Genomic DNA, 17,558 nt, shown 5'->3' with positions numbered 1-17,558 from the left:
TTCGTCGGCGGACCACTGGCCAGACGTCCGGATCGGGACTTCGTCCTTTCACCCGTTGCGGGTCCGAGGTTGGCCGGCTGCGGGATACCCCGCCACGCGATGTTCATCACACGGGCTCGGCCCGTCTTTGGCCGCGCTCGCGCTCGCGGGGGACGTTGGGGACGGCGTTCGCGTATTACCGTGCGAGGGCACTCTGAGATCGGAAGGACCAGCTCCATGCCGTTGTCGTACCCTCGGCCCCACCGGCCGAACCACGCCCGCCGCCGGACCGCCGCCCTCACCGCGGCGGTGCTCACGGCCGGCGTTCTGGCCGGCTGCTCGGGTGACGACGGGCCGGAACGCACCGTCGACGCGTTCCTGTCCGGCTGGCGCAGCGGTGACCTCCAGGCGGTCGGCCTGATCGACCCGACCGGCAGCAAGCTGCCGTCGGCCGACGTGACACGCGAGATCAAGGAGCTGTCCGGTGAGCTGGCGGCCACTCCCCCGAAACTGACGCGTCGGGGCGAGCCGAAGGTCACGGCGGACATCGCGACCACGACGGTCCAGGTGGAGTGGTCCCTGCCGGGTGAGACCCGTTGGACGTACGACCGGGAGGTACGCCTCGCCCAGGGCGACGGCGACCAGTGGCAGGTGATCTGGGAGCCACGGGTGGTGCACGAGCAGCTCACCAAGGGTGACCGGATGGCGTTGCGCCGCGACGCCGGTGCCCGGGCCGGTGTGCTGGACAGCGCCGGCAACCCGATCGTGACTCCCCGCCCGGTGGTGCGGGTCGGTGTGCAGCCCGACGGGGTCGCCGACATCAAGGACCTCGTCAAGGATCTCGACGCCGCGTTCAAGGCGATCCGTCCGGCGCTGGTCCCCGCCGTCGACCTGGGCGACCTGCCCAAGCGGGTGGCCGAGGCCGAGCCGGGGGCCTTCGTCGAGGTGGTGTCGCTGCGCGAGGAGGCGTACCGGCAGATCAAGCCCCGGATCTACGACCTACCCGGGACCAAGTTCATCTCCGGCAAGGTCGACCTGGCGCCGACCCGGGAGTTCGCCCGGGCGGTGCTCGGCACCGTCGACCCGGCGCAGGCGGACGACCTCGCCGCCCACCCGGACCGGTACGTCGCCGGTGACCTGGTCGGGCACGGCGGGTTGCAGGGCCGCTACGACGAGCGGCTGCGCGGCGGCCCCGGGCTGACCGTGGTGGTCGAGCGTCCCGTCGAGGGCGGCAAGCTGGAGCCGACCGGCACGGAGCTGTTCCGTCGGGAGCCGCAGCCCGGCCAGCCGCTGAAGACCACGCTCGACATCGCCGTCCAGAACGCGGCCGACGGGGCTCTGCGTGCCGAGTCCCGCCGGTCCTCCCTGGTGGCGCTGCGGATCAGCGACGGTGCGGTGCTCGCCGCGGCCAACGGCCCCGGTCCGGCCGGTGAGAACCTCGCCTTCAACGCCCAGGTGCCGCCGGGCTCCACGTTCAAGATGGTCAGCACACTCGGCCTGCTGGACCGGGGCGCGGTCACCCTGGACGGGCCGGTGGCGTGCCCGAAGACCTTCACCGTGGACGGTCGGTCCTTCAAGAACTCCGACGACTTCGAGCTCGGCTCGGTGCCGTTCCGCACCGACTTCGCCAAGTCCTGCAACACCGCGTTCGCGGCCCTGGCACCGAAGTTGGGCGGCGACGGGCTGGCCGCCGCCGGCCGCTCGCTGGGCCTGGAGGGCCAGTGGGACCTCGGCACGGACGCCTTCACCGGCAAGGTGTCGACCGGCGGGAGCCTGGCCGAGCAGGCCGCCGCCTCGTTCGGGCAGGGCACCACGCTGGTCAGTCCGCTGGCCATGGCCGGTGCCACCGCGGCCGTCGCCCGAGGCCGCTTCGAACAGCCGAAGCTGGTGCTCGACCCGGCGCCGGGCAAGCCCGCCCCGGCCGGCGAGCAGCTCAAGCCGGAATCGGTCACCGCGCTGAAGTCGATGATGCGCGAGGTGGTCACGTCCGGCACCGGCAGCGCCCTCAAGGATGTGCCGGGTGAGGTCTACGGCAAGACCGGCACCGCCGAGTACGACGACAACCCGGCCCACACCCACGCCTGGTTCGTCGGTTGGCGGGGCGACGTGGCGTTCGCCGTGTTCGTGGAGAAGGGTGGCGCCAGCACGGCTTCGGCCGTCCCGATCGCCGAGCGCTTCCTCCGCGCCCTCCCGGCCACCTGAACCACCGACCCCGCCCTCGACCCGCGGCCACCGCGCGTCGCCGGGACACCCCAACGCGGCGCGCACCGCCGGGGCCGCGTTGATCGACTCGCGTTCTGGGAAACCGCGCTATCCGACGCGATCAGACACCCCGACTTCAGGGAACGCGAGTCGATCTGCGGCCGGTGACCCGCGAGCGACTCAGGCGGTGTCTGCTTTGTGCAGATCTACGCCGTTTTCGCTGGCGGAGTTCGACCCCGAAGAGTCCTCGGCCGGCGGCGAGGTTCGCCGGAGCAGGCCCGGGCCGGCCGAAGCGGGCGGGCCGACCGGTTCGCGCTCGACCGCAACCGCAATCACGGCCGCCACCCCCGACGGCTCGGCGTAGGCGGGTCCGGGAATGCCCGACTGCTCCGCCTCGACCGCGCCGTCCCGGCCGGCATCAGCCATCCCGCCACCGGAACCGTCCACGCCGACGAGACCCACAGCGTCGAACCCGTTCACCCCGCCGGGACGCCCCGCGTCGAGCCGCTCCACCCCGGCGGACCGCTCCACACGGTCGGCGGGAGCGCCGCGCCGAGGGGCGGGGGTCGGCCGGGGCGACAGCAGTCGGGGCGGGACCGCCTCCGGGGCGGTGACCGGGGCCAGGCCGGCGACGACGGTGTTGACGATCTCAGCCGCGTACGAGCCGTCCGGGTCGTAGTCCGGGTCGAAGACGGTCAGCTCGACGCCGAGGCAGTGTGGGGTGTCGACCAGACCGGCGAGCAGGATCTCCAACTCGGCGAAGGCGATCCCACCCGGGTCGGGGGCGTCCACGGCGGGCATCACCGCCGGGTCGAGCACGTCCACGTCGATGTGCACCCAGTAGCCCGCGCAGTCGGCGAGTTGCTCGTGCGCCCACTGGGCCGTCCGGGCGGCACCTTCGGCCCGCAGCGCGGGGACCGGGCGGGTGGTGATCCCGGCGGCCTGCAGGTCGAGCCGGTACTCGTCCTGGGCGCGGATGCCGAGCACCACCACGTCGATGTCCCGGAAGTACGGGCGGCGTCCCTCCAGTGCGGCCAGGTCGGCCTGCCCCCGCCCGGTGACCAGGGCCAGGTCCTCACCGGCGGCAGCACCGACGTAGGAGGCGTTGCCGGGGTGCCGGAAATCGGAGTGCCCGTCCACGAAGACCAGCCCGATCCGTCCGCCGACGGCCTCGCCGAGGCGGTGCATGGCCAACGCCGAGCCGAGCAGCACCGAGCAGTCGCCGCCCAGCACCACCGGGAACTCGCCCCGATCGATGATCGAGCCGATCCGCTCGGCGAGCGCCAGTGAGTAGTCGGCGATCTCCCGGGCGTGGCACACCCCGTCGCCGGGCCGCCAGTCGCCGGGGTCGTACCGGGGCGGGGTGACACAGCCGGCGTCGCGGGCGCGTAGCCGGGCCAGCAGGTCGTGGTCGCGCAGTGCACCGGGGGCCTTGGCGCAACCCGGCACCGACGTGGGCGTCGGCGGTCGCAGACCCAGGTTCGTCGGCGCGTCGAGGACGGCGATCCGGCGCATCATGAGCTCCCGTCCTCGGTGGTCGGGCGGGCCGGCCGGAACGCCGGCCCGCGCTGGCGTGCTACGAACTCAGAACAGGGCGCTGGCCAGGGCCCGACGCGCCGTGGCGACCGCCGGATCGTCCGGGCCGGCGATGGAGAAGAGCGAGACCAGGTGCTGGCGTACCGTCTCGCGGTCTTCACCGGCGGTGCGCCGGACCAGACCGACGAGCCGGGAGTATGCCTGCTCGGCCAGGCCGCTGAGCACCTCGATGTCGGCGGCCAGCAGTTGCGCGGCCACGTCGTCGGGGGCACTCTCGGCGGCGGCCAACGCGGCCGCCGGGTCCGCTCCGGCCACCCGGCGGGCCACCCCGACCTGGGCCAGCCCCGCCGTCGCCGCCGCGTCCGCCGGGGCATCGGCAAGGATCTTGCGGTACGCCTGCTCGGCCGCGTCCAGATCACCGCTCATCAGCGCGTCGTCCGCCTCGTCGAGGCGGGGGTCCTCCGGTTCGGCGACTGTCACTCCGCCGGCCTTGAGCACGGCCTGGAGCCACTGCCGCAACTGCGGCTCGGGCACCACGCCGGAGAAGGCGTCGACCGGCTGCCCGCCGACGACCGCGTAGACCATGGGGATGCCCTGGACCCGGAACATCTGGGCGATTCGCGGATTTTCCTGCACGTCGACACGTGCCAGCACCCAGCTGCCGCCGCCCTCGGCGTTCAGCCGCTCCAACACCGGGGCGAACTCGTCGCTCTCCGGGAAGCCGGCGGCGCCGAAGAACACGACGACGGGCATGGCCATCGACCGTTCGAGGACGTCGGACTGGATGGTCGCCTCGGTGACGTCGACGATGGCGGTGTCACCGCCGGCGGCGGGTGCGCCGGTGGACGGACCGCCCTGCGGGGGCGTGCCGGGGCGGGAGCTGGTTGGTGCGGGGCCGCGCAGTGTGCTGAGGTCGACCGCGCCGCGGGTGAAGATCGACGAGGTGATCCGTGGGTCGCTCATGGTTACCTAGTCTCGCACGTGAGCCCGGATTCTCAGCTCACCCGCAACCCCGACGTTGCAACTCTCACGCCCCGCCGCACACCCCCGCGATCGTGCGTCTCAGGAAGGGGAATAAGCACCGTTCGCCGTATTCATCCCCACCCGAAACGCTCGATCGACGGAGTGTGTCGGTCAGAAGCGCGCCGGCTCGCGGTAGGTGCCCCACTCGGCGCGCAGCGCGTCGCAGATCTCGCCCAGGGTCGCCTCGGCGCGGACCGCGTCCAGCATCGCGGGGATCATGTTCCCGTCGGTCCGGCTGACCTCGACCATCCGGGCCACCTCCGCGCGGACCGCGTCCTCGTTCCGCGCGCTCTTCCGTTCGGCGAGCACCCGGCGCTGCTCCAGCTCCACCTCGTGCGAGATGCGCAGGATCTCCAGCTCCTTGGCGACGGTGCCGGTGTGACAGTTGACCCCGACGATCTTCTTGTCACCCTTCTCCAGCGCCTGCTGGTAGACGAAGGCCGACTCGGCGATGTGCCCGGTGAACCAGCCGTCCTCGATGCCCCGCAGGATGCCCGAGGTCATCGGGCCGATCTGGTGCGGCCCCTCCCCGCCGAGCTGCCGGATCCGGGCGAAGATCTCCTCCGCCTCGGCCTCGATCTTGTCGGTCAGCGCCTCGACGTACCAGGAGCCGCCGAGCGGGTCGGCCACGTTGACCACACCCGTCTCCTCCATCAGCACCTGCTGCGTCCGCAGGGCGATCTCCGCGGACTCGTCGGTGGGCAGCGCCAGCGTCTCGTCCAAGGCGTTGGTGTGCAGCGAGTTGGTGCCACCGAGCACCGCGGCGAGGGCCTCGACAGCCGTCCGTACGACGTTGTTGACCGGCTGCTGCGCGGTCAGCGACACGCCTGCGGTCTGCGTGTGGAACCGCAGCCAGAGCGCCTTCTCGCTGGTCGCGCCGTAGACGTCGCGCAGCCAGCGGGCCCAGATCCGGCGGGCGGCACGGAACTTGGCGATCTCCTCGAAGAAGTCGACGTGCGAGTCGAAGAAGAAGCTCAGCCCCGGTGCGAACACGTTGACGTCCAGCCCGCGCGAGAGGCCCAGCTCCACGTAGCCGAAACCGTCGGCCAGGGTGTACGCCAACTCCTGCGCGGCGGTCGAACCGGCCTCGCGGATGTGGTAGCCGGAGACCGACAGCGGCTTGTAGCGCGGGATCTCGGCGGCGCAGTATTCCATCAGGTCGCCGATCAGGCGCAGGTGCGGCTCTGGGTCGAAGAGCCACTCCTTCTGCGCGATGTATTCCTTGAAGATGTCGGTCTGCAGCGTGCCGTCCAGCGCGGACAGGTCGGCGCCCTGCCGCTCGGCGGCGACCAGGTACATGCAGAACACCGGCACGGCCGGACCGGAGATGGTCATCGAGGTGGTGACACCGGCCAGGTCGATGCCGTCGAAGAGCGCCTGCATGTCGCTGGCGCTGTCGATGGCGACGCCACAGTGCCCGACCTCACCGAGTGCCTGCGGGTCGTCCGAGTCGCGGCCCATCAGCGTGGGCATGTCGAACGCGACCGAGAGACCACCCCCGCCCGCGCCGAGAATCATCTTGTAGCGCTCGTTGGTCTGCCGGGCGTTGCCGAAGCCGGCGAACTGCCTGATCGTCCAGGTCCGCCCGCGGTAGCCGGTCGGATACAGACCCCGGGTGTACGGGTACTCGCCCGGCCAGCCGATCCGCTCGAAGCCCGGGTACGTGGCACCCTCCGGCGGCCCGTAGACCGGGTCGACCGGCATCCCGGAGAGCGTGGTGAAGTCGGCGTCCCGCTTGCGCGCGGCGTCGTAACGGGCCTGCCAGCGCGCCCGTCCGGCGTCGATCTCGTCGGCGTCCATGAGCAGGGCTCCTCCTCGGGTCCTCGACTGCACGTCGAGTGTAGAGCCCTCACCTGAACGATCGCTAAGTCACCGCCTACCGGCGGGTAATCGGCTGCCGCCTACGCGGTGGAGTCACCCATCGCCACGTCGTCGACTCGGATGTTGACCTCGTCGACCCGCAACCCGTACGCCTCGACCGCCGCCGTCACCTGGGCGCGCACCTCGCCGGTGACCTCCGGCACCGGGCGACCGCCCTCGATCACCAGCACCAGGTTGATCACGGCGGCGTCCCCGGTCAGATAGGCGGAGCAGCCCCGCCGGGCGTCGCCCAACTGGTCCAGCCCGACCCGGTCGAACACCGCGTTGAAGAACCGGGCGACGTCCCCGCCCAGCTCGACCACGCCGGGCACCGCCCTGGCCGCCGCGACGGCGATCTTCTCGACCACCTCGTCCGCGACCTTCGTCGTCCCGCCGACCGGCACCGACGCCACGGTCAGCTCCTGCGTCGCCTCGTGGTCCACCACCGCTCCCCTTCCTCGCATCACCGCGCCGAGACACCCGGCCTCCACCTCGGTGGGGCGGTGCGAGCCTACAAGCCCGACGTGCCGTCGGAGTGTCTTCGGTGGACCGGGTTACGGGCGGCTCGGGATGCGCCGCCCAACCGCTACGCCTCAGGCCCCGGCCGCCCCGGGCGGGTTCAGCTCGATGTCGTCGACAGTGACGTTGACCTGGGTGACCGTCAGGCCGTACTTCTCCACCGCCTCGATCACGGCGACCCGCACGGCCTCGGTCACGTCCGCGACGACGTGCCCGGCGTCGATCACCAGGACCACGTTGATGACGGCGGATCCACCCTTCACCTCGGCCGAGACACCCCGGCTGGCGTCGCCCACCTCGTCCAGGCCGACCTTGTCCAGCACACTGTTGAAGAACCGGGCCACGTCACCACCGAGATCGGCGACACCGGGCACCGCACGGGCGGCGGTTCCGGCGATCTTCTCCACGACCTCGTCGGAAACCGACGTGACGCCCCGCGCCGCACCCGTCGCGGGCGGCACCGTACCGGCGTTCTCCACCGCGTCCGTCATGATCACATCTCCCCTGGTGCGACCCATTGTGGACCGACCGTCTTGTCAGCCCGCCGCGCGCCAGCCTCGCCGCCGACCACGCGCCGCGAGCCTACTAAAACCGGAGCGACCTTCGCCTCCGGGCGCGCGACGCGCCGCCGAGGGACCACGCAGGCTGATCTTGGCGACTAGGCTGCGACCCCGATGTGTCCACGTTGGACGCCCCTAGGCGCCATGATTGAGGTCTGTTTAATGCGCAGGAAGTTGTTGAGTTTCGCCACGGCAGTCACCCTGTCGGTCGGCGCGCTGCTCGGCGCGGCCAGCCCGGCCCAGGCGGCCGAGTCGCCCAGCGCCCTCTGCGGCTCCGGGTACTACGTCATCGACAGTCACGGGCTGCCCGGCGCGACGGTGTACCTGCTCTACAAGTCCAACGGCTACAACTGCGTGGTCACCATCAAGACCGCGGACCGGGGCAAGGCCACCATGGTCGGCGCATACCTGATCCTGTCGAACGATCTCGGCGCCTTCGACGAGGACCCCTACAAGTACTACGCGGGACCGGTGCGGGCCGCGGCCGCCGGAAAGTGCGTCCAGTTCGGCGGACTCAGCCGGGGCACCGTGTGGACCAGCCCCTGGGGCCACTGCGGCTGAAGCCTGTTCCACAAGAACTAGCCGGCCTTATGAAACAGGCCTCAGACCCAGCTGACGCGGGGCCGTCGCCGGTGATCGGCGTCGGCCCCGTCGCGTTACCGGCTCAGCGAGCGAGCTGGGCGAGCAGGTCGTCCGCCGCCGTGTACGGGTCGGTCGCGCCCTCGGCGACCTTCGTCGCGAGCGTGGCCAACTCCGTACCGTCGCGCAGTGAGCCGATCCGGGCGCGGAGGGCGCCGAGCGCGATGGCCTCGATCTCGGCGGCGGCCCGCGCCTCCTGCCGGCGGCGCAGCTCGCCGTGCTCGACCAACCAGCCGCGGTGCTTGTCGATCGCGGCCGCGATGTCGTCGATGCCCTCGCCACGGGCCGCGATCGCGCGGACCACCTGCGGTCGCCACTGCCCCGGACCGCGTTCACCGAGGGCGATCATGCCCTGGATGTCGCGCACCGTGGCGTCGGCGCCGTCCCGGTCGGCCTTGTTGACCACGAAGACGTCGGCGATCTCCAGGATGCCCGCCTTGACCGCCTGGATCGCGTCGCCCATCCCCGGCGCGAGCAGCACCAGCGTGGTGTCGGCGAGCGAGGCGACCTCGACCTCGGCCTGCCCGACGCCGACGGTCTCCACCAGCACCACGTCACAACCGGCGCCCTCCAGCACCCGGACCGCCTGCGGCGTCGCCGCCGCCAGACCGCCGAGGTGCCCCCGGCTGGACATGGACCGGATGTAGACGCCCGGATCGGTGGCGTGGTCCTGCATCCGCACCCGGTCGCCGAGGATCGCGCCGCCGGTGAACGGGCTGGACGGGTCGACCGCCAGCACGCCGACCCGGTGCCCGCGTGCCCGCAGGGCGCGTACCAACTCGTTCGTGGTGGTCGACTTGCCCACCCCGGGCGAGCCGGTCAACCCGACCACCTGGGCCTGCCCGGCGTACGGGGCCAGCGCCGCGGCGATCTCCGGCAGCAGCGTGTCGCCGTTCTCCACCAACGTGATCAGCCGGGCCACCGCGCGGGGGTCACCTGCGCGGGCCCGTTCCACCAGCAGCGGTACGTCCCGACTGCGGCGTACCGACGTGGCGCCCGCCGCCGGCACCTGCTCGGCCGTTCCGCTCACTGGCCCGGCACGTGAATGATCAGCGCGTCACCCTGGCCACCGCCGCCGCAGAGCGCCGCCGCGCCGGTGCCACCACCGCGCCGCTTGAGCTCCAGCGCGAGCGTGAGTACGAGACGAGCGCCGGACATGCCGATCGGGTGCCCGAGCGCGATCGCGCCGCCGTTGACGTTGACCTTGTCCGGGCTGACTCCGAGGTCACGGGTGGACTGGATGCCGACCTGGGCGAACGCCTCGTTGATCTCGATGAGGTCGAGGTCCGCGACGCTCAGGCCACCCTTCTTCAGGGCGTGGTTGATCGCGTTGGACGGCTGCGAGTGCAGGGAGTTGTCCGGGCCCGCCACGTTGCCGTGCGCGCCGACCTCGGCCAACCAGGTCAGCCCCAGCTCGGTGGCCTTGGCCTTGCTCATCACGAGCACCGCGGCCGCGCCGTCGGAGATCGGCGACGAGCTGCCGGCGGTGATGGTGCCGTCCTTGGTGAAGGCCGGGCGCAGCTTGGCCAGCGACTCGACGGTGGTGTCCGGGCGGATGCCCTCGTCCTCGCTGATCACCAGCGGGTCACCCTTGCGCTGCGGGATGACCACCGGGGTGATCTCGTCGGCGAAGTGGCCGTTCTTCTGCGCGGCGGCGGCCCGCTGGTGGCTGGCGGCGGCGAAGGCGTCCTGCTCCGTGCGGGAGATGTCGTGCTTGACGCCGAGCCGCTCGGTCGACTCGCCCATCGAGCAGCAGTCCCAGGCGTCACTCAGCCCGTCGTGCGCCATGTGGTCCTTGACCACCACGTCGCCGTACTTGTAGCCGGTGCGCTGGCCCATCAGCAGGTGCGGGGCGTTGGTCATCGACTCCATGCCGCCGGCCACCACGATGTCGAACTCACCGGCGCGGATCAGCTGGTCGGCCAGGGCGATGGCGTCCAGGCCGGAGAGGCAGACCTTGTTGATGGTCAGCGCCGGCACCGACATCGGCACGCCAGCCTCGACCGCCGCCTGCCGCGCCGGGATCTGACCGGCGCCGGCCTGCAACACCTGCCCCATGATCACGTACTGGACCTGGTCCGGGCTGACGCCGGCACGCTCCAGCGCCGCCTTGATGGCGATACCGCCGAGCTTCGTGGCCGGAAGGTCCTTGAGGTTGCCCAGCAGCCGCCCCATCGGGGTCCGCGCGCCGCTGACGATCACCGAAGCCATGCCTGCCTCCGAAGGGGGTGCCTAGCTGTACGCCTTAACGATTGTTCGGTCAGACTAGCGCCATGGCTGAGAACTCCCCCGCCGAGCCCGGTGCGGACTACGTCACAGACATCGGGCTTCGCAAGATCGACCATGTCGGGATCGCCGTCGCCGACCTGGACGCCGCGATCGACTTCTACCAACGGACGTTCGGCATGCGTTGCGTGCACGTCGAGACGAACGAGGAGCAGGGCGTCCGCGAGGCGATGCTGTCCGTCGGACCGACCACCGAGGGCGGCTGCGTGCAGTTGCTCGCACCGCTGACCCCGGAATCGACGATCGCCAAGTTCCTGGACCGCAACGGGCCGGGCGTGCAGCAGGTCGCGTACACCGTGGTGGACGTCGACGCGGCCTGCGCCGCACTGCGCGAGCGGGGGATGCGACTCCTCTTCGACACCCCGCGACGCGGCACCGCGGACAGCCGGATCAACTTCGTCCACCCGAAGGACGCCGGCGGCGTCCTCGTGGAACTGGTGGAACCCGCCCGCACCCCCCACTGACCCCACCCCGCCCCCGCGCCGGGGCCACACGGGCCGTGCCGCCTCCGCGCGGCCCGCGCACGGCCCCGCGCGGGCCGCGCCGGGGCCACACCCGCCGCCCCCCGCCGCCCCGCCCCCCAAGATCCGCGCAACTGCGGGGATGTTGCTGCCACCGTCGCGTCTGAGACAGCAACATCCCCGAAGTTGCTGCCTCCGCCCGCGCACGCAGGCGAGGCGTGGGACGTCGGCCCTGCCTGCGCGCACGTCAGTGCGCGGTTGGCGGGCTGGTCGGACACCTTCACGCATCGGCGGATGCAGTTTTTCACAGAGGACTTCCGGGCCTAGCTACCGTTCAGTAACGTCCGGCCCCACCGGAGCGCGACCGGTGCCGGATGTGTCGAACGCCGACATGGTGGTCGTGCCCACCGGCGCCGACGATGGCAGCACCCGGGCCCGTGCGGGTGCGGACGAACCGGAGGTCACCGTGCAGGACATCCTCGAAGCGATCATGGCGGCGGAGGACTCGAACGATCCGGACCGCGAACTCGCCGGCGTCGCCGCGCTGCCCGTACCGCAGAGCTACCGGGGCGTGGTGGTCCGCGCCGAGGAGTCCCGGATGTTCGACGGGATGGCCACCCGCGACAAGGACCCCCGCAAGGCGCTGCACGTACAGGAGGTGCCGACGCCGGAGCTGGCGGCGGGCGAGGCGCTGGTCGCCGTCATGGCCAGTGCGATCAACTACAACACCGTGTGGACCAGCATCTTCGAGCCGCTGCCCACCTTCAAGTTCCTCCAGCGCTACGGCCGGATCTCCGAGCTGACCCGTCGGCACGACCTGCCGTACCACGTGGTCGGCTCGGACGCGGCGGGCGTGGTGCTGCGCGTCGGTCCCGGGGTGACCCGCTGGGCACCCGGCGACGAGGTGGTCGCGCACTGCCTCTCCGTCGAGTTGGAGGACGCGGCCGGACACGACGACACCATGCTCGACCCGCAGCAGCGGATCTGGGGCTTCGAGACCAACTTCGGCGGGCTGGCCGAGCTGGCGGTGGTCAAGGCCAACCAGCTCATGCCGAAGCCACGGCACCTGAGCTGGGAGGAGGCGGCCAGCCCCGGCCTGGTCAACTCCACCGCGTACCGGCAGCTCGTCTCGCACCACGGCGCCAACATGAAGCAGGGTGACGTGGTGCTGATCTGGGGCGCCTCCGGCGGCCTCGGCGGGTACGCCACCCAGATGGCGTTGAACGGCGGCGCGATTCCGGTCTGTGTCGTCTCCTCGCCGGAGAAGGCCGAGCTGTGCCGCCGGATGGGCGCGGAGCTGGTCATCGACCGCGCCGCGGAGGGCTTCCGCTTCTGGCAGGACGAGGAGACGCAGGACCCGGACGAGTGGCGACGCTTCGGCGAGCGGATCCGCGAGCTGACCGGCGGCGAGGACCCGGACATCGTCTTCGAGCACCCGGGTCGGGAGACGTTCGGCGCCAGCGTCTTCGTGGCCCGGCGTGGCGGCACCATCGTCACCTGCGCGTCCACGAGCGGCTTCCAGCACCAGTACGACAACCGTTACCTGTGGATGCACCTGAAGCGGATCGTCGGCAGCCACTTCGCCAACTACCACGAGGCGTGGCAGGCCAACCGGCTGGTCGCGCTCGGCAAGGTGCACCCGACGGTCTCCCGCACCTACCCGCTGGAGCGCACCGGCCAGGCCGCGTACGAGGTGCACCGCAACGCCCACCAGGGCAAGGTCGGCGTGCGGTGCCTCGCCCCCACCGACGGGCTGGGTGTACGCGACGGGGAACTGCGCGCCCAGCACGAGGACGCGATCAACCGGTTCCGCGGACACTGAGCGGGCCCGTCCGGCTGGGCTGGTCGGCACCGAGCGGGCCCGACCGGCTGGCACCGAGCCGGCCACCGGCCGGACGGACGAGCACCCGGTGGCCATTGTGGTGCTCGGCATTGTTCTTCCATCTGATTAGCGCAAGGCCGCCCTGGGATCCGACAAAGGGCCTCGGGGTGACCTCGGGGCCCTTTTCCGGATCACGCCGCACGGCGTGCGCCCCGCCCGGGAGCTGCCAAGATCGCCGATTGGTCCGGCTCCGCCGATCGCCGAAGTTGACCATGTAAACAGGGCACGAAAGCTCCGCACCGCTCTTGCGAACCACCCTGGGGCGTCTGCCAGTATGTCCCAATGCCCCAGCAGCAGTCCTCCCCTCTCGCGTTCTTCGATAACGCGAACTCGCAGCCAGATTTCACCGTGGGTCTGCGCGGATACAACACTCACCAGGTCGACGACTTCCTCGGCCGGATGACCGCCGCGCTCACCCAGTCCGAGCAGGCCCGTGCCGAGGCCGAGCAGCGGATGAACGACGCCCAGCGCCGCCTCCGCCAAGCCGAGCAGCGCATGAGCGCGTTGGAGCAGAAGCTCACCGACACGAACAAGCAGCTCGAAGAGAACAACCGGCCCACCCTCTCCGGGCTCGGCACCCGCGTCGAGCAGATTCTCCGGCTCGCCGAGGAGCAGGCCAACGACCACCGCAACGAGGCCAAGCGCGAGTCCGAGGGCATCCTCTCCGCCGCTCGCCTCGAGGCCCGCGAGATCACCGACAAGGCCCGCGCCGAGGCCGCCGCCATGAAGGCCAGCGCGGAGCGCGAGGCGGGCAACCTGCGTACCGCCGCCGAGCGGGAGGCCGCCGAGGTCCGGGTGCAGGCCCGCCGCGAGGCGGACACGCTTCGCGCGGACGCCGACCGCGAGACCAAGCAGCTGCGCACCGTCACCGCGCACGAGGTGGCCGAGCTGAAGTCGACTGTCGAGCGGGAGGTGGCGACCCTCCGGGCGACCGCCGAGCGTGAGATCACCCAGCAGCGGGCGAAGGCCGCCCGCGAGGCCGAGGAGAAGCGTGCCGAGGCGACCAAGCTGCTGACCGACGCACGGGACAAGCGCGACAAGGACCTCCAGGCGCTGGAGCTCCAGCTCGCCGAGCGGCGGGAGAAGGCCGAGCGCGAGGAGTCCGAGCGCCACGCCGCCCAGGTCGCGCAGACCCAGAAGCTGGTCAGCGAGGCCGAGCAGCGTGCCCGGGCGGCGCAGGAGCGCGCCAAGGAGATCGAGCAACGCGCCGAGGCTCGGCGGGTCGAGTCGGAGCGCAACGCCGCCGAGACTGTGGACAAGGCCAAGGCGCACTCCGAGAAGACCCTCAACGAGGCCAAGGCCGAGTCGCAGCGCCTGCTCACCGAGGCCCGCACGGAGGCGGAGCTGACCACGCAGGCCGCCCGCCGCGAGGTCGAGGACCTCACCCGGCAGAAGGACGCTGTCACCTCGCAGCTGGGCCAGATGCTCTCCGGGCTCGCCGGCATCGTTCCGGGGGTGCCGGCCGCGGCGGCTCCGGCGACGGGCAAGCCGGAGGCCAAGAAGACCGACGGCGGTCAGGACCGGGTTCCCGCGGAGACCGCTGGCTGACGCGTGGCGTAGGTCGGGGCATCGACGGCGCGAGGTGACACCGGGTGACCGGTTCCACCTCGCGCCGTATGCGTTTCCCAGCTCGTGGAATGCCCGGTCCGAAACCGAGTGAAGTAGCTCGCACAAGGCCCGTCCGTATCGCCCCAGCCGGGCCCGATGCGTGTGAGGATGGGGGCATGTCGCACGGCGAGGAACTGTTCGCTCTCGGCGGGGACGTGACGACGGAGCCCAGCTTCGAGTCCGCTCTGCGGGGGTACGAGAAGAAACAGGTCGACCGGTATGTCGCACGTGCCGAGCACGAGATCGCGACCCTCGCCGCCGAACGGGAACAGGCGTACACACAGATCCACAAGCTCGCCGGCCAGGTCGAGGTGCTCCAACGCGACCTGACCCAGGTGCGCAAGCAGATGAACGTGGTGGACCGGGCTTCGTTCAAGCACCTCGGGCCGCTCGTCGGCTCGATCCTCAGCCAGGCCGAGGAGTTGGCCGAGCAGATCGTCGCCGACGCCAACGTGGAGATCGAGGCCCGTCGCGCCGCCGCCGAGCACATCATCGAGGAGGCCCGCGAGCAGGCCGACCGGGCACTGAAGGACTTCGAGATCGCCCTCGCCGCGCGGCGCGCGGAGGAGGAGCGGCACAGCGCCGCCCAGCGGGCCGAGGCGGAGCAGACCCTGCGGTCGGCCCGGGCCGAGTCGGAGCAGCTGCGTAAGGCTGCGCAGGACGCGCTGGCGAAGGCCCAGCAGGAGGCCACCCAGCTACGCGACACCGCCAAGGAGATCCACACCCGGGCCCAGCAGGAGTCGACCAAGCTGCGCGAGACGGCGCGCGAGACGTTGGCCAATGCCCGGCAGGAGGCCAGCGACCTGCGCGACGCGGCCAAGGAGGTGCACGCCAAGGCCCTCCAGGAGGCCAAGCGGCTCACCGACACCGCGACCGAGGCGGGCCGGGCCACGCACGCCAAGGCGCAGCAGGACGCCAAGCAGATCATCGACGACGCGTCGATGGCGGGCCGAGCCACCCGCGCCAAGGCACAGCAGGAGGCGGAGCGGCTGATCACGCAGGCGTCCGAGTCGGCCAAGCGCAACCGCGCCGAGACCGAGGCGTACGTGCAGCGGATGCGCGCCGAGACCGAGGCGTACGTCAAGCACACCCGGGAGCAGACCCAGCAGGAGCTGGGCGCGTGGCGGGCCGGGGTGGAGCAGGAGGTCAACTCCCGGCGGGAGGCGGCCGACCGCGAGTTGGCGCAGCGGCGGTCCGCAGCCGAGCAGGAGTACGCCAAGCGCCGCGACGACCTGGACAAGCAGCACAAGTCCCGCCAGCAGGAGCTGGAGACCGGGTTCACCAGCCGTCAGCAGGAGTTGGAGACGGGCTTCACCAGCCGCCGCGACGAGCTGGAAGCCGAGTACACCGGCCGCAAGAACGAGCTGGAGACCGCGTACACGGCGCGTCGGGACGAGTTGGAGACCGAGTACACGGCTCGCAAGAACGAGATCGAACAGGGCGCGGCCGGGATCCTCCAGGCGGCCGAACAGGACGCGGCGGCTCTGCGCCAGCGGGCCGAGACGGAGGCCACCGAGCTGCTGACCCGGGCCAAGACCGAGGCCGGCGAGAAGCGCCGCGAGGCCGACGAGCATGTCGCGTCCTCTCGGCGGCAGTTCGAGGAGTACGCGGCCACCACGCAGCAGCACCTCGCCACCACGCAGCAGCACCTGGCAGCCACCCAGCAGGAGGCGGCGGCGGGGCGGCAGCAGCTCGCCCAGGTGATGTTGGAGATCGCCCAGGCCCAGCAGCAGCTCGCGGACCTGCGGCAGGAGACCTGGAAGGCCCGGCAGGAGTCCGACGAGCTCCAGCGGCAGATGAGCGAGCTGCGGTTGCAGAGTGTCGCGGGTCCGATCGACGGTCCGACCGCACCGACGGCCGATGACGCCGCGAGCAGCGCGACCGGCGGTGGCGACGACGGCGTGACCGTCTCCGGCTCGGCACCCGGGTCGGGTCCGGCCACCGGTCTCAAGGCCGAGCCCACCGACACCAGGCAGCCGGCGAACGCCGACGCGGAGGACGCCGGGCAGCCGACGACGCGACCCGTGGCCGAGCCGGTGACCACCGTCGACGGTGGCGCGGCGAGCGCCGGGGTGGACGGCGAGCCGACTGTCGCCGCGGTGCCGGGGGTGGGCGGCCGGGACGCCAAACCAACCAAGATCACCAGCACCGGTGAGAACGGCAAACGTCCCACCAAGCCGACCACCGACGAGCGCAGCGCCAAGCCCAGCAAGGTCACCATCGAGAAGGACTGACCCCGCTGCGGGCGCAGCTACATGATCGACACGACATCACGAAAACCGGGGTGTCCGGATCACCCGGACACCCCGGTTTCATGAATGGCGAGTGGATCAGGACGGGTGGTCGGGTGGCGGGTCGATGATCGGGCGGCGGAACGGGCCCCACGCCACGAAGCGTTCGAACAGCTCCCGGGGTGCCGGCCCGTCGTAGGGATTGAGCTGGTACAGGTCGTGCGCCGCCTCGTGGTAGAGCCCGGCGAGGTAGATGGTCAGCGCGGCCGGATCACTATCGAACTCCGCCTTGAGCAGCAGCCGGGCGTCCGCGCAGGGCCACGGCAGGCCGTCGGCCCGGCAGCACCACATGGGCCGCAGCGGGGTGTGCGGCGTCCGCGCGCCGCACGCTCGCGGAAACATGGGGTACGGCCCGAGTCGCGGCTGGGGCAGCCCCGACACCGGGGTACGCGCCCTGCCGCCCGGGTGCGGACCCGGCGGCGTGCAGCCTGTGGACAACCGCCACACCGGGGTACGCGGCCCGCCCACGTACAGGCCGGACGGTGCGCAACCGGTGGACGGCCACGACGGCGAGGCGACGGTGACGGGCAGCGACCGGCCGACGGGGCGAGACGTGGGAGTGGGCATGGGGTTGTCTCCTCGACTGGGGCGTGGTCGCGCCGACGTGGAGACGGCAGACCCGGGCGGTGGAAAGCGGAGTGGTCCGGGACGACCCGGCACGTGACAGTCTGCTGAAGACACCGCTACGGTCGGAAGGCATCGACGGCTCCGG

The 17,558-nt window shown here is 71.7% G+C and carries 14 protein-coding genes; 6 read left to right on the top strand and 8 right to left on the bottom strand.

Going from position 1 to position 17,558, the window contains the following annotated elements; translation table 11 throughout:
* The first annotated feature begins 216 nt into the window (after window positions 1–216).
* Window positions 217–2,181 carry a penicillin-binding transpeptidase domain-containing protein gene (locus O7617_RS18085; RefSeq protein ID WP_282256954.1) on the top strand — a complete coding sequence of 655 codons (1,965 nt, stop codon included), beginning with the start codon at window positions 217–219 and terminating at the stop codon, window positions 2,179–2,181.
* Window positions 2,182–2,361: 180 nt separating this feature from the next.
* Here O7617_RS18085 and O7617_RS18080 read toward each other — a convergent pair whose 3' ends face one another.
* The 5 genes from O7617_RS18080 to O7617_RS18060 all read right to left on the bottom strand — a co-directional run bounded on the left by O7617_RS18080 (window position 2,362) and on the right by O7617_RS18060 (window position 7,610).
* On the bottom strand, window positions 2,362–3,699 hold the full coding sequence (locus O7617_RS18080; protein ID WP_348774139.1) for an arginase family protein: 1,338 nt from the start codon (window positions 3,697–3,699) through the stop codon (window positions 2,362–2,364).
* A 66-nt stretch (window positions 3,700–3,765) separates the two neighbouring features.
* On the bottom strand, window positions 3,766–4,680 hold the full coding sequence (locus O7617_RS18075) for a tetratricopeptide repeat protein (RefSeq protein ID WP_282256953.1): 915 nt from the start codon (window positions 4,678–4,680) through the stop codon (window positions 3,766–3,768).
* A 171-nt stretch (window positions 4,681–4,851) separates the two neighbouring features.
* Entirely contained in the window at window positions 4,852–6,540 is a 1,689-nt protein-coding gene (locus O7617_RS18070) for a methylmalonyl-CoA mutase family protein (protein WP_282256952.1), read from the bottom strand.
* A gap of 101 nt (window positions 6,541–6,641) precedes the next feature.
* A complete protein-coding gene (locus tag O7617_RS18065) occupies window positions 6,642–7,043 on the bottom strand; it encodes an Asp23/Gls24 family envelope stress response protein (RefSeq protein ID WP_282256951.1) in 402 nt (133 codons plus the stop codon).
* Between the two features lie 150 nt (window positions 7,044–7,193).
* Entirely contained in the window at window positions 7,194–7,610 is a 417-nt protein-coding gene (locus O7617_RS18060; RefSeq protein WP_282256950.1) for an Asp23/Gls24 family envelope stress response protein, read from the bottom strand.
* A gap of 231 nt (window positions 7,611–7,841) precedes the next feature.
* Between O7617_RS18060 and O7617_RS18055 the strand changes: the two genes are divergently transcribed.
* On the top strand, window positions 7,842–8,240 hold the full coding sequence (locus O7617_RS18055; RefSeq protein WP_282256949.1) for a hypothetical protein: 399 nt from the start codon (window positions 7,842–7,844) through the stop codon (window positions 8,238–8,240).
* 103 nt (window positions 8,241–8,343) lie between these two features.
* On the opposite strand, the gene meaB is transcribed toward O7617_RS18055, so the two are convergent.
* Window positions 8,344–9,348 (bottom strand): methylmalonyl Co-A mutase-associated GTPase MeaB, encoded by a 1,005-nt coding sequence (meaB, locus tag O7617_RS18050; protein ID WP_282256948.1) that lies wholly within the window; start codon window positions 9,346–9,348, stop codon window positions 8,344–8,346.
* Entirely contained in the window at window positions 9,345–10,529 is a 1,185-nt protein-coding gene (locus O7617_RS18045; protein ID WP_282256947.1) for an acetyl-CoA C-acetyltransferase, read from the bottom strand. Before O7617_RS18045 ends, meaB begins: the two co-directional genes overlap by 4 nt.
* Window positions 10,530–10,591: 62 nt before the next feature.
* On the opposite strand from O7617_RS18045, the gene mce reads away from it, so the two are divergent.
* The 4 genes from mce to O7617_RS18025 all read left to right on the top strand — a co-directional run bounded on the left by mce (window position 10,592) and on the right by O7617_RS18025 (window position 16,789).
* The gene (mce, locus tag O7617_RS18040; RefSeq protein ID WP_282256946.1) at window positions 10,592–11,068 is read left to right on the top strand and encodes a methylmalonyl-CoA epimerase; all 477 of its coding nucleotides are present in this window, start codon (window positions 10,592–10,594) and stop codon (window positions 11,066–11,068) included.
* A gap of 463 nt (window positions 11,069–11,531) precedes the next feature.
* Window positions 11,532–12,887 carry a crotonyl-CoA carboxylase/reductase gene (gene ccrA / locus O7617_RS18035; RefSeq protein WP_282264779.1) on the top strand — a complete coding sequence of 452 codons (1,356 nt, stop codon included), beginning with the start codon at window positions 11,532–11,534 and terminating at the stop codon, window positions 12,885–12,887.
* 342 nt (window positions 12,888–13,229) lie between these two features.
* Window positions 13,230–14,495 (top strand): DivIVA domain-containing protein, encoded by a 1,266-nt coding sequence (locus O7617_RS18030; protein WP_282256945.1) that lies wholly within the window; start codon window positions 13,230–13,232, stop codon window positions 14,493–14,495.
* 176 nt (window positions 14,496–14,671) lie between these two features.
* A complete protein-coding gene (locus O7617_RS18025; RefSeq protein ID WP_282256944.1) occupies window positions 14,672–16,789 on the top strand; it encodes a hypothetical protein in 2,118 nt (705 codons plus the stop codon).
* 96 nt (window positions 16,790–16,885) lie between these two features.
* On the opposite strand, the gene O7617_RS18020 is transcribed toward O7617_RS18025, so the two are convergent.
* Window positions 16,886–17,188 (bottom strand): hypothetical protein, encoded by a 303-nt coding sequence (locus O7617_RS18020; RefSeq protein ID WP_282264778.1) that lies wholly within the window; start codon window positions 17,186–17,188, stop codon window positions 16,886–16,888.
* Window positions 17,189–17,558: the final 370 nt, after the last annotated feature.

This window comes from Micromonospora sp. WMMD1155 (genome assembly GCF_029581275.1).
Lineage (GTDB): Bacteria > Actinomycetota > Actinomycetes > Mycobacteriales > Micromonosporaceae > Micromonospora.
This window is presented reverse-complemented; position numbering and strand designations above follow the sequence as displayed.

Excerpts from the sequence above, each read along its gene's own strand:
- mce (WP_282256946.1), top strand. The coding sequence starts at position 10,592 with ATGGCTGAGAACTCCCCCGCCGAGCCCGGTGCGGACTACGTCACAGAC.
- O7617_RS18055 (WP_282256949.1), top strand. The coding sequence starts at position 7,842 with ATGCGCAGGAAGTTGTTGAGTTTCGCCACGGCAGTCACCCTGTCGGTC.
- O7617_RS18060 (WP_282256950.1), bottom strand. The coding sequence starts at position 7,610 with ATGACGGACGCGGTGGAGAACGCCGGTACGGTGCCGCCCGCGACGGGT.
- O7617_RS18045 (WP_282256947.1), bottom strand. The coding sequence starts at position 10,529 with ATGGCTTCGGTGATCGTCAGCGGCGCGCGGACCCCGATGGGGCGGCTG.
- O7617_RS18030 (WP_282256945.1), top strand. The coding sequence starts at position 13,230 with ATGCCCCAGCAGCAGTCCTCCCCTCTCGCGTTCTTCGATAACGCGAAC.
- O7617_RS18075 (WP_282256953.1), bottom strand. The coding sequence starts at position 4,680 with ATGAGCGACCCACGGATCACCTCGTCGATCTTCACCCGCGGCGCGGTC.
- O7617_RS18070 (WP_282256952.1), bottom strand. The coding sequence starts at position 6,540 with ATGGACGCCGACGAGATCGACGCCGGACGGGCGCGCTGGCAGGCCCGT.
- O7617_RS18085 (WP_282256954.1), top strand. The coding sequence starts at position 217 with ATGCCGTTGTCGTACCCTCGGCCCCACCGGCCGAACCACGCCCGCCGC.
- O7617_RS18020 (WP_282264778.1), bottom strand. The coding sequence starts at position 17,188 with ATGTTTCCGCGAGCGTGCGGCGCGCGGACGCCGCACACCCCGCTGCGG.
- O7617_RS18025 (WP_282256944.1), top strand. The coding sequence starts at position 14,672 with ATGTCGCACGGCGAGGAACTGTTCGCTCTCGGCGGGGACGTGACGACG.
- O7617_RS18080 (WP_348774139.1), bottom strand. The coding sequence starts at position 3,699 with ATGATGCGCCGGATCGCCGTCCTCGACGCGCCGACGAACCTGGGTCTG.